At 72.8% G+C, this 23,650-nt stretch carries 13 protein-coding genes; 10 read left to right on the plus strand and 3 right to left on the minus strand.

Translation table 11 applies throughout. The annotated features are described in order from the left end of the window. Positions 1-558: 558 nt before the first annotated feature. The gene (locus tag OG875_RS19805) at positions 559-1,011 is read right to left on the minus strand and encodes an Rv3235 family protein (RefSeq protein ID WP_330175551.1); all 453 of its coding nucleotides are present in this window, start codon (positions 1,009-1,011) and stop codon (positions 559-561) included. 294 nt (positions 1,012-1,305) lie between these two features. Here OG875_RS19805 and OG875_RS19810 point away from each other — a divergent pair, with 294 nt between their 5' ends. From OG875_RS19810 to OG875_RS19820, 3 genes are all read left to right on the plus strand, one after another. Beyond that, a complete protein-coding gene (locus tag OG875_RS19810) occupies positions 1,306-1,812 on the plus strand; it encodes a DUF6912 family protein (RefSeq protein ID WP_330175552.1) in 507 nt (168 codons plus the stop codon). A 45-nt stretch (positions 1,813-1,857) separates the two neighbouring features. Continuing rightward, entirely contained in the window at positions 1,858-2,526 is a 669-nt protein-coding gene (locus OG875_RS19815; RefSeq protein WP_330175553.1) for an HAD family hydrolase, read from the plus strand. Positions 2,527-2,919: 393 nt separating this feature from the next. Further along, entirely contained in the window at positions 2,920-7,968 is a 5,049-nt protein-coding gene (locus OG875_RS19820) for an NAD-glutamate dehydrogenase (protein ID WP_330175554.1), read from the plus strand. Between the two features lie 108 nt (positions 7,969-8,076). On the opposite strand, the gene OG875_RS19825 is transcribed toward OG875_RS19820, so the two are convergent. Both OG875_RS19825 and OG875_RS19830 read right to left on the minus strand, forming a co-directional pair. Then, entirely contained in the window at positions 8,077-8,901 is an 825-nt protein-coding gene (locus OG875_RS19825) for an ABC transporter ATP-binding protein (RefSeq protein ID WP_330175555.1), read from the minus strand. Further along, entirely contained in the window at positions 8,894-9,892 is a 999-nt protein-coding gene (locus tag OG875_RS19830) for an ABC transporter permease (RefSeq protein WP_443079146.1), read from the minus strand. Before OG875_RS19830 ends, OG875_RS19825 begins: the two co-directional genes overlap by 8 nt. A 156-nt stretch (positions 9,893-10,048) precedes the next feature. Here OG875_RS19830 and OG875_RS19835 point away from each other — a divergent pair, with 156 nt between their 5' ends. From OG875_RS19835 to OG875_RS19865, 7 genes are all read left to right on the plus strand, one after another. Then, positions 10,049-10,675, plus strand: a complete 627-nt coding sequence (locus OG875_RS19835; RefSeq protein WP_443079147.1) for a TetR/AcrR family transcriptional regulator — start codon at positions 10,049-10,051, stop codon at positions 10,673-10,675. Positions 10,676-11,958: 1,283 nt separating this feature from the next. Continuing rightward, positions 11,959-13,506, plus strand: a complete 1,548-nt coding sequence (locus OG875_RS19840; RefSeq protein ID WP_330175557.1) for a glycosyltransferase family 4 protein — start codon at positions 11,959-11,961, stop codon at positions 13,504-13,506. A gap of 196 nt (positions 13,507-13,702) precedes the next feature. Beyond that, complete coding sequence (locus tag OG875_RS19845; RefSeq protein ID WP_330175558.1) at positions 13,703-14,524, plus strand: methyltransferase domain-containing protein; 822 nt, start codon at positions 13,703-13,705, stop codon at positions 14,522-14,524. 59 nt (positions 14,525-14,583) lie between these two features. After that, positions 14,584-15,411 carry a TylF/MycF/NovP-related O-methyltransferase gene (locus tag OG875_RS19850; protein ID WP_330175559.1) on the plus strand — a complete coding sequence of 276 codons (828 nt, stop codon included), beginning with the start codon at positions 14,584-14,586 and terminating at the stop codon, positions 15,409-15,411. A 61-nt stretch (positions 15,412-15,472) separates the two neighbouring features. Further along, positions 15,473-19,141 carry a bifunctional glycosyltransferase/CDP-glycerol:glycerophosphate glycerophosphotransferase gene (locus OG875_RS19855; RefSeq protein WP_330175560.1) on the plus strand — a complete coding sequence of 1,223 codons (3,669 nt, stop codon included), beginning with the start codon at positions 15,473-15,475 and terminating at the stop codon, positions 19,139-19,141. Continuing rightward, positions 19,138-22,143, plus strand: a complete 3,006-nt coding sequence (locus OG875_RS19860) for a bifunctional glycosyltransferase/CDP-glycerol:glycerophosphate glycerophosphotransferase (RefSeq protein ID WP_330175561.1) — start codon at positions 19,138-19,140, stop codon at positions 22,141-22,143. Before OG875_RS19855 ends, OG875_RS19860 begins: the two co-directional genes overlap by 4 nt. Then, positions 22,140-23,321, plus strand: coding sequence for a glycosyltransferase (locus OG875_RS19865; protein ID WP_330175562.1), 1,182 nt, complete (start codon positions 22,140-22,142; stop codon positions 23,319-23,321). Before OG875_RS19860 ends, OG875_RS19865 begins: the two co-directional genes overlap by 4 nt. The last annotated feature ends 329 nt before the right edge of the window (positions 23,322-23,650 follow it).

Consider the following 23,650-nt stretch of genomic DNA (forward strand, 5'->3'; position numbering starts at 1 on the left):
AACCGACCGTGTTTCCGCGCCGCTGGGGCCCGCCCGCCTCGTACAGCGTCCGTACGAGGCGCGCGAGGCACTCCTTCACGAGGCTCCGTGGCCGGGGTGGCTGTGTGCCGGTGTCGGCCGTGTTCCTGTGTGGCCGGGTTCCGTCAGTCGATCGACGGAGGTCCATGCGTGCGGTGGGCCCGCGACCGTTCCGTAGCGGACAACCGACCGCGTTCCCGCGCCGCTGGGGCCCGCCCGCCTCGTACAGCGTCCGTACGAGGCGGGCGAGGCGCTCGTGCACGAGGCTCCGTGGCCGGGGTGGCTGTGCGCCGGTGTCGGCCGTGGTCGGTCGGCGGAGGTGCGCGCGTGCGGTGGGCCCGCAGCCGGTCTGTAGCCGCCAACCGACCGCGTTCCCGCGCCGCCGGGGCCCGCCTGCAGAGTCCGTACGAGGCGCACCAGGCCCGTGACCGCCTCCTGCACGGCCCCAGCCGTACGGCCGCCCCCGCGCCCAGGCCCGCCGTACGGGCCCCCGGCGCCCTCCCCGGCCTCCGTCACGGCGGACATCCCCGGGGGCACCCGCTACCCCTGTCGCCGTGGGGCCACCTCCACCGCCGCGCAGCGCCAGCGGAGGTCGGGGCCCTGTTCGAGGCGGAACGCCATGGCGCGGACCTGGTCGCCCGCCGCGACGATCGCCCATGCCTCGACCACGCCCGGCCGGGGGTGGAAGCTCCGGCAGCTGCGGATGTGCGGTGTGGTGTTGCGGGCGCGCAGCGGGGTCGTCGGGGCCAGCCGGACGAGCTGGTCGTACGCCTTGCCGACGGTCTGGCCCAGCATCGAGTGGACCGGCCGCATGCCGCTGAGAACGGCGAGCAGCAGCTCCGCGAAGCGCTCGTGCGGCTGGAGCCAGGGGCCCCGGTGCTGCGGGACCACCCGGCCCGGCCTGCGGGAGTCGCGTCTGGCCGGTGGCCGGGTGGAGGCGACCGTCCGTGCCGCCGCCCTGTCGTACGCCCTGCTGGTCCCGGTGTCGCTCACGCAGATCGCCCCCCGTTCCGCCGGCCCGGCCGCATCGGCATTACCGGGCGGTAACTTGTGTTGGTGATCTTCTACGGGTGATCCGCGGCCGTCGCAAGGACCGGCGGGCGGGGATGCCGACGCGTTGCGTGTCACCTGTCCGGGTGGTCGACCCGGTCCAACCTGCGACGCCCGCGTCACTCTGCGTATTCAAGTGGACGTGGAACGGCTCCGCAGTGTCACTCCCACGAGGGACCGCCGGGATGTGCCGGACGTATCCTGGGACCGCTTCCCGACTACGAAAGCGGTCATCGCATGCGCGTCTACGTCCCCCTGACCCTCTCCGGTCTCGCCGAGGCGCACAAGACGGGCGAGTTGGGTCCAGGGCCGCTGACCGCCTACGCGGTGACACCCGGTCTGCGCGAGTGGTATCTCTCCGACGACATCGAGGAGTTGGAGTACGCGGCCCTCAACCGTGCCGCCGCCGCCTCGCTCCGGCAGCTGGCCGGGGATCCGTCCGCCGCGCGGCGCCGGGTCGTGGTCGCCGTCGACGTGCCCGACAAGGACGCCGCCGCGGACCCCGCCAGCGGGCTGGACTCCGCCGGGCTCGGCGAGGTGCGGATCGCCTCCGCCGTCCCGCTGGCCAGGGCCGCGGCCGTCCATGTCGACGCGGACGAGGCCGAGGCCGACGTGACCGCCGCCGCGGCGGCGCTGGGCGCGGCCGACCACGGCGACGACGACGCCCGGTTCACGGTGGACGGGGCCGAGGACCACGAACTGCTCTGGTTCGGCGTCCAGGAGATTCCGGGCATCGTCGCGTAGGGTTCCGCACCGCGTTGTCAGACCCTGCCGGTAACGTTTCCGGGCATGGGGACGCACGACGCACATCTGATCTGGGACTGGAACGGCACGCTGCTCGACGACTTCACGGCGGTCATCGGGGCGACCAACGCGGCGTTCGCGGACATCGGCCTGCCGCCGATCACCGCCGAGCGCTACCGGGACCTGTACTGCATGCCGATCCCGGTCTTCTACGAGCGGCTGATGGGCCGCCTCCCCACGGACGCCGAGTGGCTGGTCATGGACGCGACCTTCCACCGGTACTACGTGGAGCGGCGCGTCGCCTGCGCGCTGACCGAGGGTGTCGAGGAACTGCTGTCGGGGTGGACGCTGGCCGGTCGCAGCCAGTCCCTCCTCAGCATGTACGAGCACGAACAACTGGTGCCCGTGGTGCGGGAGTACGGGATCCACCAGCACTTCGTCCGGGTCGACGGGCGGACGGGACCCTCCGGCGGCACCAAGGCCGTGCACATGGAGCGCCATCTGACCGCCCTCGCCGCCGAAGGCCGGATAACTCCGGCGCGTACGGTGGTGATCGGTGACGCGGTGGACGACGCGCTGGCCGCCGCCCATGTGGGCGCCCGCGCGGTGCTCTACACCGGGGGCTCGCACAGCCGCAGGAGCCTGGAGGCGGTGGGCGTCCCCGTCGTGGACAGCCTCGCCGACGCCGTCGATCTCGCGCAGAGCATGGCCTGACGGCGGCCGGCCGACGGCCGCCCCACCACGGACCCGCCGTCCCCACGTCCGTCGGCGGACGGCTTGTCACTGTCCGGAACGGCAAATTTCTCGCCCTTTCTTTGTGCATATGCGGTTCATGACGGGTCAGGGGTGCGGCGGGATAGCCTGGGGCCGTGATCAGTGCGATAAGCCGTGGGAGCAGCGAAGCTCCCGGCCCTCGCCCGGAGTGCCACCGCGCCCCGGGCCGCACCGATCTCCCCGATCCGGCGCAGCCGTCAAGTTTGGCCGATAACGCCCCGGACATCTCTCATCGCGGCATAGCGTCGACTCCGACCGGACACCCCGCGTCGTGGCGTTGTGCTGCTTCTTTCATCGACGTCACGCAACGGCGCGCGACAGGAGCCAGAGGACATGCAGACCAAGCTGGACGAAGCCAAGGCCGAGCTGCTCGCACGGGCGGCCCGGGTCGCTGAGAACAGCCCAGCCGGGGGGGCTGGGGGTCTGGGAGGCACCTCCCGGAACGACTCGGCCGCGACGGCGACCGACGAAGCCACGGACGGCGGGAAGCAGCCGGACGGCGAGTCCCTGCTCGCCTTCCTCCAGAGGTACTACCTCCACACCGCCCCGGACGACCTCGCCGACCGCGACCCGGTCGACATCTACGGCGCGGCGCTCTCCCACTACCGCCTGGCGGAGAACCGCCCCCAGGGCACCGCCAACGTACGGGTCCACACCCCGTCCGTGGAGGAGAACGGCTGGACCTGCACCCACACCGTCGTGGAGGTCGTCACCGACGACATGCCGTTCCTGGTCGACTCGGTCACCAACGAGCTCACCCGGCAGAACCGCGGCATTCACGCCGTGGTCCACCCGCAGATCCTGGCCCGCCGCGATGTCACCGGCAAGCTCGTCGAGGTCCTTCCGGGCGGCCGGGGCGACGACGCCGAGCAGGCGCACGACACCCTGACCGAGTCCTGGATCCACGTCGAGATCGACCGTGAGACCGACCGCTCCGACCTCAAGCAGATCACCTCCGACCTGCTGCGAGTCCTGTCCGACGCCCGCGAGGCCGTCGAGGACTGGGAGAAGATGCGCGGGTCCGCTCTGCGTATCGCGGACGAGCTGCCCGACGAGCCGACCGCCGACGACCTGCGTGTCCAGGAGGTCGACGAGGCGCGCGAACTGCTGCGCTGGCTGGCCGACAACCACTTCACCTTCCTCGGCTACCGCGAGTACGAGCTGACGGGCGACGACTCCCTGACCGCCGTCCCCGGCACCGGCCTCGGCATCCTGCGCTCCGACCCGCGGCACGCCGACGACGAGGACCACCCGGTGAGCCCGTCGTTCAACCGGCTGTCCGCCGACGTCCGCGCCAAGGCCCGCGAGCACAAGGTCCTCGTCCTGACCAAGGCCAACAGCCGCTCCACCGTGCACCGGTCGAGCTATCTCGACTACGTGGGCGTGAAGAAGTTCGACGACAAGGGCGACGTCGTCGGTGAGCGCCGCTTCCTGGGCCTGTTCTCCTCGGCGGCGTACACCGAGTCCGTACGCCGTGTGCCCGTCGTACGGCGCAAGGTCGCCGAGGTCCTGGAGGGCGCCGGATTCTCGCCCAACAGCCACGACGGTCGCGACCTGATGCAGATCCTGGAGACGTACCCGCGCGACGAGCTGTTCCAGACGCCGGTCGACCAGCTGCGCTCCATCGTCACCAGCGTCCTGTACCTCCAGGAGCGGCGCCGGCTGCGCCTCTACCTCCGCCAGGACGAGTACGGGCGCTACTACTCCGCCCTGATCTACCTGCCGCGCGACCGCTACACCACCGGCGTGCGGCTGCGTGTGATCGACATCCTCAAGGAGGAGCTGGGCGGCACCAGCGTCGACTTCACCGCCTGGAACACCGAGTCGATCCTCTCCCGGATCCACTTCGTCGTACGGGTCCCGCAGGGCACCCCGCTGACCGGGCTCACCGACGCCGACGTCGAACGCATCGAGGCCCGGCTCGTGGAGGCCGCCCGCTCCTGGGCCGACGGCTTCGGCGAGGCGCTCAACGCCGAGCTGGGCGAGGAGCGCGCCGCCGAACTGCTGCGCCGTTACGGCAACGCCTTCCCCGAGGGCTACAAGGCCGACCACTCGCCGCGCTCCGCGGTCGCCGACCTCGTCCGGGTCGAGGAACTGAGCCGTGACGAGAAGGACTTCGCGCTCTCCCTGTACGAACCGGTCGGCGCCGCACCCGGCGAACGCCGCTTCAAGATCTACCGCACCGGTGAGCAGGTCTCCCTCTCCGCCGTCCTGCCGGTGCTCCAGCAGCTCGGCGTCGAGGTCGTGGACGAGCGGCCGTACGAGCTGCGCTGCGCGGACCGCGCCCACGCCTGGATCTACGACTTCGGCCTGCGCATGCCGCACGGCGAGGGCGGCCAGCCCAAGGACGAGCGCCTCGCCGAGGACGTCCGCGAGCGCTTCCAGGACGCCTTCGCCGCCGTCTGGACGGGCGAGGCGGAGAACGACGGCTTCAACTCCCTCGTGCTGAGGGCCGGACTCAACTGGCGCGAGGCGATGGTGCTGCGCGCCTACGCGAAGTATCTGCGCCAGGCCGGGGCGACCTTCAGCCAGGACTACATGGAGGACACCCTCCGTAACAACGTCCACACCACCCGGCTGCTGGTCTCCCTCTTCGAGGCCCGGATGGCGCCCAACCGCCAGCGGGCCGGCACGGAGCTGATCGAAGGGCTCCTCGAAGAACTGACCGGCGCGCTCGACCAGGTCGCCAGCCTCGACGAGGACCGCATCCTCCGCTCGTTCCTCACCGTCATCAAGGCCACGCTGCGGACCAACTTCTTCCAGAGCACCAGCAAGGGGCCGGACGGCAAGGCGGGTGCGGGCCGCCGTTCCGTCGCCGACCGGCACCACAGCTACGTGTCGATGAAGTTCGACCCGCAGGCCATCCCCGACCTGCCCGCGCCCCGCCCGGCGTACGAGATCTGGGTCTACTCGCCCCGTGTCGAGGGCGTTCACCTGCGCTTCGGCAAGGTCGCCCGCGGCGGTCTGCGCTGGTCCGACCGGCGTGAGGACTTCCGTACGGAGATCCTCGGCCTGGTCAAGGCGCAGATGGTCAAGAACACGGTCATCGTGCCGGTCGGCGCCAAGGGCGGCTTCGTCGCCAAGCACCTCCCCGACCCGGCCGTGGACCGCGACGCCTGGCTCGCCGAGGGCATCGGCGCCTACAAGACCTTCATCTCGGCCCTCCTCGACATCACGGACAACATGGTGGCGGGCGAGGTCGTGCACCCGGCCGACGTGGTGCGGCACGACGAGGACGACACGTATCTGGTCGTCGCCGCAGACAAGGGCACCGCCAGCTTCTCCGACATCGCCAACGAGGTCGCGATCGCCTACGACTTCTGGCTCGGCGACGCCTTCGCCTCCGGCGGCTCCGCCGGTTACGACCACAAGGGCATGGGCATCACCGCGCGCGGCGCCTGGGAGTCCGTCAAGCGGCACTTCCGCGAGATGGGCCACGACACCCAGACCGAGGACTTCACCGTCGCCGGTGTCGGCGACATGTCCGGTGACGTCTTCGGCAACGGCATGCTGCTCTCCGAGCACATCCGGCTCGTCGCCGCCTTCGACCACCGGCACATCTTCATCGACCCGAAGCCGGACGCGGCCACCTCGTTCGCCGAGCGCCGCCGCCTCTTCGAACTGCCCCGCAGCTCCTGGGCGGACTACGACACCTCACTGCTCTCCGCGGGCGGCGGGATCCACCCCCGTACGGCGAAGTCGATCCCGGTCAACGCGCACATGCGCGAGGCGCTGGGGATCGAGGGAGGCGTGGCCAAGCTGACGCCGGCCGATCTGATGCGGGCGATCCTCAAGGCACCGGTCGACCTGATGTGGAACGGCGGCATCGGTACGTACATCAAGTCGTCCGCCGAGTCGAACGCGGACGTGGGCGACAAGGCCAACGACTCCATCCGGATCAACGGCGAGGACCTGCGCGCCAAGGTCGTCGGCGAGGGCGGAAACCTGGGCGCGACCCAGCTCGGCCGCATCGAGTTCGCCCGGCGCGGCGCCGACGGCCGGGGCGGCAAGATCAACACCGACGCCATCGACAACAGCGCCGGTGTGGACACCTCCGACCACGAGGTGAACATCAAGATCCTGCTCAACAGCCTCGTGACGGAAGGCGACATGACCGTCAAGCAGCGCAACAAGCTGCTGGCGGCCATGACCGACGAGATCGGCCGCCTGGTGCTGCGCAACAACTACGCGCAGAACGTGGCCCTCACCAACGCCGTGCTCCAGGCACCCTCGCTGCTCCACGCGCACCAGCGGTTCATGCGCCGCCTGGAGCGGGACGGCAATCTCAACCGGGAGCTGGAGTTCCTGCCCGCCGACCGCCAGATCCGCGAACTGCTCAACGCGGGCAAGGGGCTCTCCCAGCCCGAACTCGCCGTACTGCTCGCCTACACCAAGATCACCGTCGCCGACGAGCTGATCTCCACGGAGCTGCCGGACGACCCGTATCTGCGCAAGCTCCTCTACGCGTACTTCCCCGCGCAGCTCCGCGAGAAGTTCTCCGAGCAGATCGACACGCACGCGCTGCGCCGCGAGATCATCACGACGGTGCTGGTCAACGACACCGTGAACACCGGCGGTTCGACCTTCCTGCACCGGCTGCGGGAGGAGACCGGGGCGTCGATCGAGGAGATCGTACGGGCGCAGACGGCCGCCCGGGAGATCTTCGGGCTCGGCGCGGTCTGGGACTCGGTCGAGGCGCTGGACAACAGTGTCGCCTCCGACGTCCAGACCCGGATCAGGCTCCACTCGCGGCGGCTGGTCGAGCGCGGCACCCGCTGGCTGCTGGGCAACCGGCCGCAGCCGGTGGAGATCGCCGGGACCGTCGAGTTCTTCGCGGAGGGCGTGGAGCAGGTCTGGCAGAAGCTGCCGCAGCTCCTGCGCGGCGCGGATCTGGAGTGGTACCAGAACATCGTGGGCGAGCTCACCCGGGAGGGTGTGCCCGAGGTGCTGGCGCTGCGGGTCGCCGGATTCTCCGCGGCGTTCCCCGCGCTCGACATCGTGCGGATCGCCGACCGGACGGGCAAGGACCCGCTGGCCGTGGCCGAGGTGTACTACGACCTCGGCGACCGGCTGCGGATCACCCAGCTGATGGACCGGATCATCGAACTGCCGAGGGCCGACCGCTGGCAGTCCATGGCCCGCGCGTCGATCCGTGAGGATCTGTACGCGGCGCACGCCGCCCTGACGTCGGACGTGCTGTCCGTCGGCGACAGCACCGCCACGCCGGAGGAGCGGTTCAAGGCGTGGGAGCAGAAGAACGCGGCGATTCTCGGGCGTTCACGTGCCACGCTGGAGGAGATCCAGAGTTCGGACTCCTTCGACCTGGCGAACCTGTCGGTCGCGATGCGGACGATGCGGACCCTGCTGCGGTCGCACGCCTAGACCGGTCCCCGTCCAGGGGACATCGACAGGGGGCTGCCCGGCACCACGGTGCCGGGCAGCCCCCTGCGGCCTTCGCGCCGTTCCCCCGCGCCCGACGGCGCGCCGGGATCAGCGCGTGCGTTTCTTCGGGGCCCCCGTGAACTCCTCGTACGCCGCGACGACTTCCGCCGCCGGGCCGTCCATCCGCAGCGTCCCCGACTCCAGCCAGATCGCTCGGTCGCAGGTCTCCCGGATCGTCCGGTTGCTGTGGCTGACCAGGAAGACCGTGCCCGCCTCCGCCCGCAGTTCCGCGATGCGCTCCTTGCTCCGCTTCTGGAACCCGGCGTCCCCCGTGGACAGCGCCTCGTCGATCAGCAGTACGTCATGGGTCTTGGCCGCCGCGATGGAGAAGCGGAGCCGGGCGCCCATGCCGGACGAGTAGGTCCGCATCGGCAGGGTGATGAAGTCGCCCTTCTCGTTGATCCCGGAGAACTCGACGATGTCCGCGTAACGGCTCCTGACCTGCGCGCGCGTCATACCCATGGCGAGCCCGCCGAGTATCACGTTGCGCTCGCCCGTCAGGTCGCTCATCAGCGCCGCGTTGACGCCGAGGAGGGAGGGCTGGCCCCGGGTGTAGACGCTGCCCCGGCTCGGCGGCAGCAGTCCGGCGACCGCCTTGAGCAGGGTCGACTTCCCGGAGCCGTTGGAACCGATGAGACCGATCGCCTCTCCCTTGTACGCGACGAAGCTCACGCCCCGTACGGCGTGCACCTCGCGCGCGCCGGGGCTCCGCCGGCGCGAGACGATCCGGTTGAGCGCCGAGGTGGCACTTCCCTTGCCGCCCTTGGTGCCGTGCACGGTGTAGGTGATGTGGACGCCGTCGACGACGACGGTCGGGACACGCTCGGTGTCGGTCTCGGCAGCCGTATCACTACCGGTACGGGTCTCAGCCACGGCCGTACTTCTCCTCCGCCTGCCAGAAGAACAGGAATCCGCCGGCCCCGACGAGCACCGCCCAGCCGGTCGAGACCAGCCAGACATGGGGCGGGAGTTGACCGGCGGTGAAACTGTCGATGAGCGCGAAGCGCATCAGATCGATGTAGACGGCCGCCGGATTGCATTCGAGCGCCAGCCGGACCAGGTGCGGGACGGTCTGGTCCTTGAACACCGTGTCCAGGCTCCACATCACCCCGGACGCGTACATCCACGTACGCAGCACGAACGGCGTCAGCTGCGCGAGGTCGGGCGTCGCCGCCGTCAGCCGCGCGACGATCATCGCCAGCCCGGTGTTGAACAGGGTCTGGAGCGCGAGGGCGGGGACGGCCAGCAGCCAGGCGGGGCTCGGGTACTGCCCGAACACGGCCAGGATCACCGCCAGCGCGCCCAGCGAGAAGAGCAGCTGCTGCGCCTGCTGGAGGGCGAGCGCCAGCGGGAGGGAGGCGCGCGGGAAGTGCAGGGCGCGTACGAGGCCGATGTTCCCGGATATCGCGCGGGTCCCGGCGGTGACGGTGCCGGCCGTGAACGTCCAGATGAAGACGCCGGTGACCAGGAACGGGACGAAGTCCGCCACCCCGTCCTTGGTGTCGAGCAGGACGCCGAAGATGAAGTAGTAGACGGTCGCGTTGAGCAGCGGCGTCATGATCTGCCAGAGCTGGCCGAGCTTCGCCTTGCTGTACTGCGAGGTCAGCCGCGCGGTGGCGAAGGCGACGACGAAGTGGCGGCGGGAGTGCAGCCCGCGCAGGTACGCGGGGAGTGAGGGCCGGGCGCCGCTCTCGGTAAGACCGTGCCGGGCGGCGAAGGCGCGCAGGTCCGGCGGGAGCGTGGGGAGCGGCGGGAGGGAGGCGGCCGATACCGGGGTGTCCGAGGGGCCCGGTGCCCCCGGGCGGGTCGGAGGGGCGGTGCCGGGGGCCCGGACCGGGGCGGGGGAAGCGGTCGTCTGGCTCACGAAGGTCGCTTTCGACGAGGGGCATCGAGCGGGGGCGGCGGGAGAACGAGGCGGTCGACGGTGGAGACGACGGGACGGGACCGTTTCGTCGTAACGGTGAGGTTAGAACGGAAGCACGTCGCAACGCAACCGTTTCGTCGTGACGCCCATGACGCTATGCTCGGCGCCATGCCCCCGGACCCCCGCCTCGCACGCCGCGCCCCCGCGGGAGCCGCCGTGCTCCGTGAGGACGTGACCGACGCCATCCGCTCCGCCGTCTTCGAGGAACTGGCGGCCGTCGGGTTCGCCCGGATGTCCATCGAGGGCATCGCCCGCCGGGCCGGTGTCGGCAAGACCGCCGTGTACCGGCGCTGGAAGTCCAAACTCGCGCTGGTCCTCGACCTGGTCTCCGCCGTCGCGGCCCAGGGGCTGCCCGTACCGGCGACCGGTTCGCTGTACGGGGACGTACGCGCCCTGCTCGAAGTGGCCTCGCACGCCCTGCGCCATCCGCTGGCCTCCCGCGTCATCCCCGACCTGCTGGTCGAGGCCGCCCGCCACCCGGAGATCTCCGACGCCATCAAGTCGGCCCTGCTGGACGGCGACCACGGGATCGCGGCGGTGGTCGTCCGCGAGGCCGTCGCCCGCGGCGAACTGCCCGCCGGCACCGACCCCGACCTGGCGCTCGACCTCATCGCGGGGCCGCTCTACTGGCGGCTGGTCGTCGTACGGGGCGATCTGCCCGCCGGCTATCTCGACGACCTCGCCACCACGGCCGTCACGGCCCTGACCCGCCGACGGGAGTGATGACCGGCTGCTGCCCGGCCCGCCGAGCGCCGATCGGCTACCGCCCGGCCGACTGCCCCGCGTACCCGGAGCGCCCCTGCCCGGCCGGGCCGCCGACCCGCCTGCGACCGGGCGGCTGACCCGCCTCCCCGGAGCGACCCTGCCCCGCCCGACCGGATGACCCACCTGCCTGGAGCGTGGCTCGGTCGTTTGCCCGGGGCGCGCGCCGCCGGCTCCGCCCCCGGCCGGGCCGGCTGACCCGCCTGCGACCGGGCGCCGGATCCGCCGACCCACCGGACCGGAGCGCCTGCCGATCCGTCGGCGAGCCCCGTCGCCGGGCCCGTCAGCCCATCCGCCCGCCCGGCCGGAACGTCCGCCGACCACCCGCTGCCGGGTCCGCTCCAGGTTTGCCCCCTGCCTCGTCACTTGCCTGCCCGGAGCGCCCGCCCACCACCCGCGCCCCGCCGACCCACCGGACCGGAGCGCCTGCCGACCCGTCGGCGAGCCCCGTCGCCGGGCCCGTCAGCCCATCCGCCCGCCCGGAACGTCCGCCGACCACCCGCTGCCGGGTCCGCTCCAGGCTTGCCCCCTGCCTCGTCACTTGCCTGCCCGGAGCGCCCGCCCACCCGCCCGACCGCCTGCTGCCCGGCAGGCTGACCCGCCTGCCCGGAGCACCGACTGGTCTCCGCCCGGGGCGCGCGCCGCCGGGTCCGCCCCCGGCCGGGCCGGCTGACCCGCCTGCGACCGGGCGGCTGATCTGCCGGGCAGGCGATCCGCCCGCCGATGACCCGCCCGGCTCGCCCACCCGCCCGGCCGGAACGTCCGCCGACCACCCGCTGCCGGGTCCGCTCCAGATTTGCCCCCTGCCTCGTCACCCGCCTGCCCGGAGCGCCTGCCCACCACCCGCGCCCCGCCGCCGGGTCTTCCGACCCACCCGCTCGCAGCGCCCGCCGACCCGCCCACGAACCCCGTCGCCGGGCCCGCTGAGCGCTCGCCGCCCCGCCCGCGCCCCGCCGCCGGGTCCGCCGACCCACCCGCCCCGGCGTGCGCACCGGCTTTTCGCCGCCGCCGTACGGGTGACATGGCGCCGGGCTCCGTAGCCCTGCCGGATGAATCTTCGTTGCCCGGTGGGGCGGACCGGGGCAGGTCCCTCCGCGAGGACGAGCGCGAAGACGGGCGCGCGAGGACGCGTGCGCGAAGACGAGCCGAAGGACGGGCCCATGAGTGTCGCTTCCACACCAGATCCCGGGCGACACCGAACGCCGCCGGCGGGCTCCCGGGGACGCGGCCGGGGCCGGGTCGTCATGCTCGTCGACAACGCCGTCAACGGCGACTCCCGCGTCCAGAAGGCCGCCCGCTCCATGGCTCACGCGGGCTGGGACGTGGTGCTCCTCGGCCAGTCCCCGGACCGCGACCGGCACCGCTGGACCCTCGGCGGGGCGGACGTCCGGCTCCTTCCCGTCGTGATGTCCCTCGCCAAGCGCCGCCGGGACTACCGCCGTGTCGTTCTGCCCCGCCTCTTCGCCTACCGGCGCGGCGGCATCGCGCACCACCGCCGGCAGTGGGTCAAGGCGTGGCGGGCCGATCTGCTGGCCCGCAGATCCGCCGAGGGCCGGCGCTTCCTGATCCGGCGCACCGCGGCCCGGGTGCTGGCCCGCTGGGTCCGCTTCCGGCACCGTCAACTCGCCCTCGTAGAAGGCAGACGCGACCCGGACTCGCTGCCGGAGCGGCTCCGTACGGCCATGTGGCGCGCGCTGCTGGGCGACCGCTGCTGGCGCAGGCTCGAACCGTACCTGTGGGACTACGAGTTCGCGTTCGGCCCGGTGATCGACGCCCTCGACCCCGATCTCGTCCACGCCAACGACTTCCGGATGATCGGGGTCGGCGCCCGCGCCGTGCACCGCGCCCGTGCCCGGGGCCGGAAGGTGCGCCTGGTCTGGGACGCGCACGAGTATCTGCCTGGCATCAAACCCCGTGCCGGGTACCGGCGTTGGATGCCCGCCCATGTCGCGCACGAGCGGGAGTACGCGCGGTACGCGGACGCCGTCGTCACCGTCTCGCCGTCCCTGGCCGAACTGCTCCGGAAGGAACACCGGCTGCCCCGGCTGCCCGATGTCGTGCTCAACGCCCCCGACGGCGGACCGCCCGCCGACCGCGCCCGGGAACCCGTGCCGGATCTGCGGGAGTTGTGCGGCATCGACGCCGGAACGCCCCTGATCGTCTACAGCGGCGCCCTCGCCCCGCAGCGCGGACTCGCCACGCTCATCGAGGCGTTGCCCGGTCTGCCGGACACGCACGCGGCGCTGGTCGTCCCGGCGCCGGACGGCTGGGCCGTACGCAAGATGCTCGACCACGCGGCCGACCTCGGTGTCGCCGACCGCGTCCACCCGCTGCCGTACGTCCCGCACTGGCAGATCGTGCCGTTCCTGGCCGCCGCCGACATCGGCGTCATCCCGATCCACCACTGGCCGAACCACGAACTCGCCCTGATCACCAAGTTCATGGAGTACGCGCACGCCCGGCTGCCCATCGTGGTCAGCGACGTGCGCACCATGGCGGAGAAGGTCCGCGAGACCGGGCAGGGCGAGGTCTTCCGCGCCGAGGACACGGCGGACTTCGTACGGGCCGTACGCGCCGTGCTCGACGCCCCGGCCGCCTACCGGGCGGCCTACGACCGCCCCGGACTGCTGGCGCAGTGGACCTGGGAGACCCAGGCCGAGGTCCTCGACGGCGTCTACCGACGGCTGTTGACCGCCCCGGCGCCCGTGACCGCGACCGCGCCGGTTCCCGACGAGGGCCGGCGTCGGGAGGAGACCGAGCCCGGCGATCCGGCGGGCGCCACCGCGACCTGACGGGATCGCACCCGGGTACCGGCCCGCCCGTCGGCCTGCTGCCTGCCCGTCGGCCGGCCTGCCCGGTGAGCGGTCGGCCGCGTGCCGCCACGTGACCATACGGCCGTACGGGCGTTGATGTCCTCGGACGTCGGGAGACGTCACCGGCGTCCGGGGGAGCGCCGCACCCCACGAGCCGGATGGAAAGCGAGTCACCGTGCACAGGTCCGCGTACGAGCAGATGGAGCTCTGCGTCAAGGAGTACATGCCCGCCACCGGCCGCCACCGGGTGGTCGACCTCGGCTCGCGCGTCTCGCCCAGGCAGTCACTCACCCACCGGAGCCTGCTCGACGGGCGCGACGTCGAGTACATCGGCGTCGACGTGCTGGACGGCCCCAACGTCGACCGGGTGATGCGCAGGCCGTATCGCGTCCCGGTACGGTCCCGCAGCGCCGACTTCGTGATCTCCGGCCAGGCTTTCGAGCACATCCCGTTCTTCTGGGCGTCGATGATGGAGATCGCCCGCGTCCTTCGCCCCGGCGGCCTGGCGTTCGTCACCGCGCCCTCGCGCGGGCACGCGCACGACGCGCAGGACTGCTGGCGGTACTACCCCGACGGCTTCCGCGCCATGGCCGCCTTCGCCGGGCTCGAACTGGCCGAGGCGTACACGGACTTCCCCCCGATGAAGGGCATCCGCTTCGACTACGCCGCGATCAGCGGCAAGCGTGCCTACTGGGGCGACTCGGTCGGGGTGTTCCGCAGGCCGGTCCGGCCGAGGAGGCGGCTGTGGGAGTACGCCGTACGGGAGTTGACCGTGCGGTACGCCAACCGGGTCGGCGGCGTCGACGGCATTCCGCTGCCCGAACCCGTCGCCGGGCGGGAACGCCCCGGCCGGGGCCCCGCCGCCGCGCCCGCCACCGTGCCTGCCTCCGGACCCGGCGCCGCGCCCACCGTCCCCGCCGTCCCCGCGCCCGCCACCGAGCCGGAGCCCGGAGCCGTCCGCGCCGTCGCCGCCCAGACAGACACGAAAGAGGCATAAGAGAGCGGGAGTTGACGAAAGGTGACATCGGCGGAGTTCTGCGCGTACCGTCCGTCGGCATGGCATGGCGAAGCGCAGTGAACGGCGCCCTCGACAGACTCACCGGATACCAGCTCAGGCGCACCCCGGTCCCCGGCCCCCGGCCGGCGGTGCCGTCCCCCGCCGCCACGGCCCCGGCCCCGCCGAAGCCCCGGCCGAAGCCGAAGCCGGCGGCGCTTCCCGCCGACTACGACGACGAGGCCAAGGACATCATCCGGGCGGTCAAGCCGTACACGATGACCTCCCCGGAACGGCTCAACGCCTTCATCCTGGCCACCCGCCACGTCGTCCGCCACGACATCCCCGGCGACATCGTCGAGTGCGGTGTCTGGCGCGGCGGTTCGATGCAGGCGTGCGCCAAGACCCTGCTCGCGCTCGGCGAGACCGGCCGCGACCTGTATCTCTTCGACACCTTCGAGGGCATGCCGCCGCCCACCGCCGAGGACCTGCGGCGCGACGGCAGGTCCGCCGAGGAACTGCTCGCCGCCCAGTCCAGGGAGCGGCCGATCTGGGCGGTCGCCTCACTGGAGGACGTACAGGCGGGCTTCGCGGGGGTGCCCTATCCCGGTGAGCGCGTGCACTACGTGCAGGGCATGGTCGAGGACACCGTGCCCGCGCAGGCGCCCGAGCGGATCTCGATCCTGCGCCTGGACACCGACTGGTACGCCTCCACCAAGCACGAACTGGAGTTTCTCTACCCCCGGTTGGTGAGCGGCGGGGTGCTGCTCATCGACGACTACGGCTACTGGCAGGGCTCGCGCCAGGCCGTGGACGAGTTCCTGGAGAAGACCGGCGAACGGCTCCTCATGCTGCGCATGGACGAGGGCCGCATCGCGGTCAAGCCCTGAGGCTCTCCCGGGGCCCGGCCCCGTATCCACCGCAGAAGTTCGGAAGGACCGTGCACCGCGCATGACCCCCCGCCTCACCGTCGTCGTGCCCGTCTACAACGTGGAGGACTACCTCGACGACTGCCTACGCTCCCTGGCCGGACAGACCGTGGCCGACGTCGAGATCGTCATGGTGAACGACGGTTCCACCGACGGGAGCGCGCGGATCGCGAGACGGTACGCCGACCGGGACGACCGGTTCCGGCTGGTCGACCAGCGCAACGCCGGGCTCGGCGCGGCGCGCAACACCGGAATCCGTTACGCCCGGGGGGAGTTCCTCACCTTCGTCGACAGCGACGACACGGTGCCCGGGGACGCGTACGAGCGGATGCTGGCCGCCCTCGACGCCTCCGGCTCCGACTTCGCCACCGGCAATGTGCTCAGGCTCGGGCCCGGCGGGTCGCTGGCGCAGGCGCCGATGTTCCGCAAGCCGATGGCGAACGCGCGCTCGGGGACGCGGATCACCCGCGACTGGGTGCTCCTCGGGGACCGTATCGCCTGCAACAAGGTCTTCCGGAAGTCCTTCTGGGACCGGCACGCCCTGACCTTCCCCACCGGGGTGCTGTACGAGGACATCGCCGTCGTGCTGCCCGCGTACTTCCTGGCGAGCGCGGTGGACGTGCTGTCCGCCCCCGTCTACCACTGGCGGCTCAGGGACGGCTCGATCACCGCCGACCGCGCCGTGCCGAAAGGCATCCGGGACCGGGTCGCCGCCGTGACAGCGGTCAGCGACTTCCTCAGGGAGCGCGGGCGGGCACCCGCCACCACCGAACGGACCGTCTCCGACCGGGACTTCCCCGTCCCCGACGGGGACACCGACCGGGACACCGACTGGGCCGACGCGCTCCGGCGCTACCACCAGCACGTCCTCTCCGGGGACCTGTGGCTGTTCATCGAGGCGCTGCCCGACGGCGACGCCAACTTCCACGCCGCCTTCCTCGACCACGCCAACACCTTCGCCGCGACGGTCGAGCAGAGCGTCTTCGACGCCCTGCCGCTCCCGCTGCGCGTCAAGTGGCATCTGATCCGTGAGCGCCGGATGCCCGAACTCCTCGCGCTGCTGGCCCACGAGAAGGCCGACCCCGGCGCGTTCGGCGTCCGGGGACTGCGCAGGTCCCGCGCCGAGTACCCGGTGCTCACCGGCGGTCTGCCCCGGGCCGTCGCCACCCTCAAGCCCAAGGAACTGCCGGTGACCGCGCATCTCACCGAGGCCGTGTGGCGCGGCGGGCGACTGCACCTCAAGGGGTACGCGTACGTGCGCAACATCCCGGCGGACGCCCGCCGCAGGTCCGTCAAGGCCGCCTGGCTGCGCACCGGGAGGCGGCGGCTGCTGCCGCTGTGGACGCGCACCGTACGGATGCCGGCGGCGACGTACGAGTCCCGGCAGGGCCTGCACGCCTACGACTGGGCCGGGTTCGAGACCGTCGTCGATCCGCGCCGGCTCGTTCGGGCGAGGCCGCCGGGCTCGGGCTCCGCCCGTACGGTCTGGAAGCTGGAGATGGGCGTGTTCGGGGCGGGGCGGCTGCGCCGGGCGCCGCTGCGGCTGACCGGTGCGGCCACGGTGCCCGCCGTCCCGGCCGTGCACTACGTGAACGACACCACCCGTGTCGTGCCCACCCTCGACGGAAACAAGCTCGAACTGCGAGTCGAGCCCGTACGCGCCCTGCTCACCCGCCACACGGCCGTGGACGGCACGCGGGACCGGGACACGCGGGACCGGGACACGCGGGACCGGGACACGCGCGACCCGGAGACCGCCGCCGTACGGATCGAGGGGCTGCTGCACGGCACGCACAGCCCGCCGAACGCGCTGGCCGTCCAGAACTGGCTCACCAAGGACGTCCACGAGGTCCCCCTGCGGGTCGCGAACGGCACCTTCAGCGCCGACGTCCCGCTGAGCGTCTTCGGCGACCCCGGGGCCCACCGCCCCGCCACCGTGCCCTGGGGTGTCCACCTCGTCCGAGCCAACGGCAGCCGCTTCGCCGTCGCCGCGCGCGGCACGGTCCGCCCCGGGCACTACCCGCTGGGCGAGGGCCGCGAGGTGTACGTCACCGCCAACGCGGCGGGCGATCTCGTCCTCGGCGACCAGACCGAGCAGCCCGTGGTCGACGCCCTCGACTGGGCCGCCGACGGCACGCTGGTCCTCCGGGGCAGCCGGCCCGCCCTCGGCGGACCGGCCCGCGACGGATCGGCTCTCGACGCGGCCGAGTTGGTGCTGCGCCACAGCGGCCACGGCGAGGAGAACGTCTTCCCGCTCGACCTCCTCGCCGACGGCCGTTTCGTCACGACCCTGCGGCCCGGCGCCGTCGAAGGACTGCACGGCGTACGCCAACTGGCCGAGGGAAGCTGGCTGTTGTCCGTCCGCGAGCCGGGCGAGAGCGACCCCGAGCGCTACACCGCCGTACGGGTCCAGCCCGCCCGGCACCCGTCGCTGCCCCTCGTACGGACCCTGGAGGGGCGCGAGTTCACCCTCGACCGGCACCACCAGGACCTGCTCCGGCTGCACTCCGGCTCCGCCCTGCCGGAACAGGACCGGGGCGCGTACCGGCAGCAGCGGCTGCGCCGCCGCTACGCCGAGTGCCGCACCGCCGGACCACTGCGCGACGCCGTCCTCTACAGCAGCTTCGACGGCCGTCAGTACTCCGACTCGCCGCGCGCCGTCCACGAGGAACTCGTGCGCAGACAGGCCCCCGTGGAACATCTGTGGGTCGTGCGCGACCGGCAGGTGACCCTGCCGAGCGGCGCCCGCGCCGTCGAACTGCACAGCGCCGACTGGTACGAGGCCCTGGCCCGCAGCCGCTGCGTCGTCACCAACACCCATCTGCCCGAGTGGTTCGAGCGCGCCGACGGCCAGTTCGTCGTCCAGACCTGGCACGGCACCCCGCTCAAGCGCATCGGCCGCGACCTCGCGGGCAGCGCGTACGCCGACGAGGCGTACATCGCGACCCTGCCGCGCCGCGCCGCGCAGTGGAGCGTGCTCGTCTCGCCCAACGGCTTCTCCACACCGATCATGCGCCGCGCCTTCGGTTACGAGGGCACCGTCCTGGAGTGCGGCTATCCGCGCAACGACCTGCTGCACGCGCCCGACCGGGAGAAGGTCGCCGACGCCGTCCGCGAGGCCCTCGGCATCCCCGAGGGCAAGCGGGTGATCCTCTACGCGCCGACCTGGCGCGAGGACCAGCCCAAGAAGGGCGGCCGGTACGGGCTCGACCTCCGGCTCGACCTGGAACAGGCGGCGGAGAAGCTGGCCGGCGACCATGTCCTGCTCGTCCGCCGCCACTACCTGGTCGGCGGCACGGTGCCGGGCGCGGGGCGCGGCCCGGCCGGGTTCGTCCGGGACGTGTCCCGCTACCCGGACGTCGCCGACCTGCTGCTGATCAGCGACGCCCTGGTCACCGACTACTCGTCGCTGATGTTCGACTTCGCGCAGACGGGCCGGCCGATGTACTTCCACGTGTACGACCTGGAGCACTACCGCGACACCCTGCGCGGTTTCTACTTCGACTTCGAGTCGTCGGCGCCCGGACCGGTCGTCGCCGACACCGCCGGGCTCGTGTCGGCCCTGCGCGCGCCGGGAGCGTGGGTGTCCTCGGCCGCGTACGACCGGTTCCGGGAGACGTTCTGCGACCTGGACGACGGCACCGCCGCGCGCCGGGTCGCGGACCTGATGCCCGTGGGGAGCGCCGTATGAGCGGCGGCGACGGGACCGAGGCGGGGGCCGCGGAGGAAACCGAGGCCGTGACCCGAGCGGCGACCGAAGCGGTGGCCGATGCGGCGGCCGGACCCGGACCCGGACCACGGGCCGGGGCCCCCGTCGAGGTCAGTTGCGTCGTCACCGCCGGCACCGACCCGGGGGCGCTGCGCCGGTCCGTCGAGTCCGTCGTCGCGCAGACCATGCGCGCCGTCGAGGCGGTCCTGGTGATCGGCCTGACCGGTGTGGCGCCCGCCGAGGCCGGGACGCCCGACGCCGAGTCGGCCGCCGACGACGTACGTGCCCTCGCCGACGAACTCGCCGCGCTGGACCCGGCGCGGGTCCGTGTCGTCACCTCGGGCGCCGAGACCCCCACCACCGCCGTGCTGCGCAACCACGGACTCGACCGGGCACACGGCCGGTACGTGATCGTCCTCGGCGAGGGCGAACGGCTCCAGCGGGACGCCTGCCGCAATCTCTGGGAGGCCGCCGAACGCACCGGCGCCGACGTCGTCGCGGGCCGGTGGACCCGGCGCGCGGGCCGCCGCGCCAAGGAGCAGACCCCGGCGCGGCTCGCGGAGAGCGGACTGTACGCGCGCTCCCGCACCGTCGACGATCCGGCCGACGCCCCCGAACTCGTCGTCGGGGACGCCCTGGTCACCGGATTCTGCGTACGCGCCACCCTCCTGGAACGCGCCGGGCTGCGCTACGCCGAGGACCTGGACGACGGCGGCGACCTCCTGTTCGGCGCCCGGCTGGCCCTCACCGCGGACCGGATCGCCCTCGTCCCCAACCTGATCGTCGGCGGCCGGGCGGCCGACGACCCGGCCGGCACCCTCGAAGGACAGCTCGCCGCGCACGTGCGGATCGCCGACCTGCCGTCGCTGCGGGACCGGCCCTCCGTCCGTGAGGCGCGCGACCGGGCCTTCCTCGCCGACCGGCTCGTGCCGCTCGCCCGGCAGTTCCCGAAACTGGACGCCGGGACGCGCGCCCGCGCCGCCGCCCTGGTGGCCGCGCTGCCCGCCGCCCGGACCCGCCCCGGGCTGAGGCTCGACCTGCCGCCCCTGGAACGGGTCTGCCTCCAACTCCTCCTCGCCGGGGACGCCGACGGTGTCCTGGCCGCCGGGTACGCGCTCACCCGGCCCGGCACCGTCGCTTCCCCGCTCGCCGAACACGACGGCCGGATCTACTGGCACGCCGCCCTCCCCGACGACCCCGGGAAGCGGGCGGCGCTCGACGTCACCGACCTCGGCCACCAGTACCGGACGCTCACCGACACCCCGCTGTTCAACCACCTCACCCACTGCGGCCAGGAGGGCGACCGGTTCGTCCTCGAAGGACGGCTCCCCGCCCCGCTCGAACTGCTCCCGCCCGAAACCCCGTTGACGGCGACCCTGGAGTTCCTGGCGCGCGGCAGCGACGGGCGGCGCGTCTTCCGTACCCCGGTGGACGAGGTGTGGCGCGAGTCCGGCACCGTACGCTGGCGCGCCGGCGTCGACATCGGCGCGCTGCTGCGCGTCGGCGGCGCGCGGGACCGGGTCTGCGACCCGCACCTCGCCCTCCACACACCCGGGGGCACCACCACCGGCCCGCTGTTCCTGGAGCGCGACCGGGCCGAGTCGGCGGGCCACTACCGGGCGCGCCCGCGCCGGGGCCGGCTCTTCGGCGACAGCTGGCAGCCGTACGTCACCGTCAAGCACCATCTGGCGCTGCAACTGGTGGCCCGCCGGCGCCCCGGACGGCTCGCCGCGGCGGCCGTCCACTACCTCACCCATTTCCGTCCGGCCCGCAACGCGAAGCGGCTGCTGCGGGCGGTGCGCCGGCGCTTCGACCGGCTCTCCGCGCGCCCCGTCAAGACGCGCGTCTACAACCGGCTGCTGATCCGGCTGCCCGTCCGCAAGGGCTCGGTCGTCTTCGAGAGCCACATGGGCACCTGCTACGGCGACAGCCCGCGCGCCATCCACGAGGAACTGCGCGCGCAGGGCCGCCGGAAGGTGCGCTCCACCTGGTCGTACGCGACGTCCACCGACGGCTTCCCGGCGGACGCGCGGCTGGTCCGGCGGCTGTCCTGGCGCTATCTGTGGGCGCTGGCCCGCGCCCAGTACTGGGTCGACAACCAGGGCTTCCCGCTCGAACTGCGGAAACCGCCCGGCACCACCTACCTCCAGACCTGGCACGGCTCCGCGTACAAGCGCATGGGCTTCGCCGAGAGCCGGATCAAGGCGCAGAACGCCGCCGAGCGCGACAGGCTCAGCGCCGCGCTCGCGCGGTTCGACCACTTCCTCGTACGGTCCGAGCACGATGTCGCGACCCTGGCACGCGACTACCGGCAGCCCGCCGAGTCCCTGGTGCGCTGCGGCTATCCGCGCAACGACCGGCTGGTACGGGCCCGCGCCACCGACGAGAGCCGGGGGCGCTTCCCGCGCCCGGCGCCCGCCGCCGAGCTGGGGATCGGCGACCACCGCACGGTGGTGCTGTACGCGCCGACGTTCCGGGGCACGCCGAAGAAGGGCCGGGCGACCCGGCTGCCGCTGGACGTACGGCGGTTCGCGGACCGGTTCGGCGACGACCACGTGCTGCTCGTACGGGCGCACTATCTGGAGTCCGCCGTCCTCCCGGTCTGCCCGCCCGGCACCGTGATCGACGTCTCCGGCCACCACGACGTGAGTGAACTGCTCTGCCTCGCCGACGTGTTGATCACCGACTACTCCTCGATCATGTTCGACTACGCCCTGCTGGACCGGCCGATGGTCTTCCACACACCGGACCTGGACGCGTACGCGGCGGAGCGCGGCAGCTACTTCGACCTGCGGGCCGAGGCCCCCGGCCCCGTCGTCGGCACCGAGGACGAACTGCACAAGGCGATCGCCGGGTTGAAGGTGTCCGACACCGAACACCGGGCGGCGCGGGCCCGGTTCGCCGAGAAGTTCGGCGGCTTCGAGAGCGGTCTGGCCGCGCGGACCGCCCTGGACGTACTGCTCGCAGGAAGGCCCCGCCGATGACGACGGACGCACGGACCCGACCACCGTCCCCGAGCACACCCCGCGAGCTGATCCTCCTCGCCAACGCCACCGACGTCCTCGGCGGCGTCACCGCCTGGACCCATCAGATGGCGCGTCTCTTCGGCGCGCACGGCCACCGCGTCCAGGTCGTCGGCATCCACGAGGCCGAGCTGAAACTGACCCTCCCCGAGCCGCCCGCCTACCCGGTGACCGCGCTCTACCCCGCCCATCCGCCGACCCCCTGGCGCCCGCGCACGCCCCGGGACTTCCTCGATCTCGCCGCACGCCGCCGCGAACGGGCCAGGGTCGCCGACAAGCGGCGGGCCGTCGCCCGGCTCTCGGACATCTTCCGGGCGGCCGGTCCCGGCGCGCTGGTGATCGTCACCCAGGTCTGGCCGATGGAGTGGGTCCTGGAGGCCGACACCACCGGTCTGCGGCTGATCGGGATGAGCCACGAGTCGTACGAGTACAGCAGGCGCTGCCACCGCCACCGCTGGATCAAGAACAGCTATCCGCGCGTCGACCGCTGGCTCACCCTCACCCAGGAGGACGCCGACGCCTGGATCGCCGAGGGCTTCGACAACGTCGGCGCCCTCCCCAACGCGCTCGGCTCCCTGCCCGAACTCCCCTCCCCCCGCACCGCGAAGACCGTCGCCAGCATCGGCCGGCTCGACGACCAGAAGGGCATCGACCTGCTCCTGGAGACCTGGTCCCTGGTGGCCGGGGAGCGGCCCGAATGGCGGCTGCGGATCTACGGGGCGGGCCAGGACGGGCCCGCGCTGAAGAAGCAGTGCACGTCGCTCGGACTGGACGGCTCGGTGGAGTGGATGGGCCGCACCGACGACGTGCCGGGCGCGCTCGCGGACAGTTCGGTCTTCGTCCAGTCCTCACGCGGCGAAGGCTTCCCGCTGGCGCTGATGGAGGCCATGGCGAGCGGGGTGCCGTGCGCGGCGTTCGACTGCGCGCCCGGCGTACGCGAGATCGTCCGGGACGGCGAGGACGGGCTCCTCGCGCCGCCCGGCGACACCGACGCGCTCGCCGACCGGCTGCTGCGGCTGACCGGCAACCCCCGGCTGCGCGACACCCTCGGGGACCGCGCGCGCGTCAACGTGCAGCGCTGGTCGCAGACCGAGATCCTGCGCCGCTGGCACGACCTGTTCGCCCTGCTGGACCTCTAGGGCCTGTCGTTCGGATCAGGCCGGGTCCGCGCGGTCCCGCCCGGCCCGACGACCGGTCCGCACACTCTCCTGGGGGCATGGGAGGTGCCCCCCGCGTTGTCGGAGCCGGCCGAGTACGTCCGGGCCGGCCGCGACGACGATGCTCCGTCGTGCCATGCGCGCCGCACCGGACATCGCGACCCCCCGTACCCCCCCACATTTCTGGGATGGGCACCCCGCCCTGGCCCCAGCAGTCTGTACCACGACAGCGAGCGCGGGAGTACCTCCCGTACCACCGTTCCCGCTGTCACCGGCACACGCTCGACTCCCGGCTTTTCAGGGCCCCTTCG

This window comes from Streptomyces sp. NBC_01498 (assembly GCF_036327775.1).
Lineage (GTDB): Bacteria > Actinomycetota > Actinomycetes > Streptomycetales > Streptomycetaceae > Streptomyces.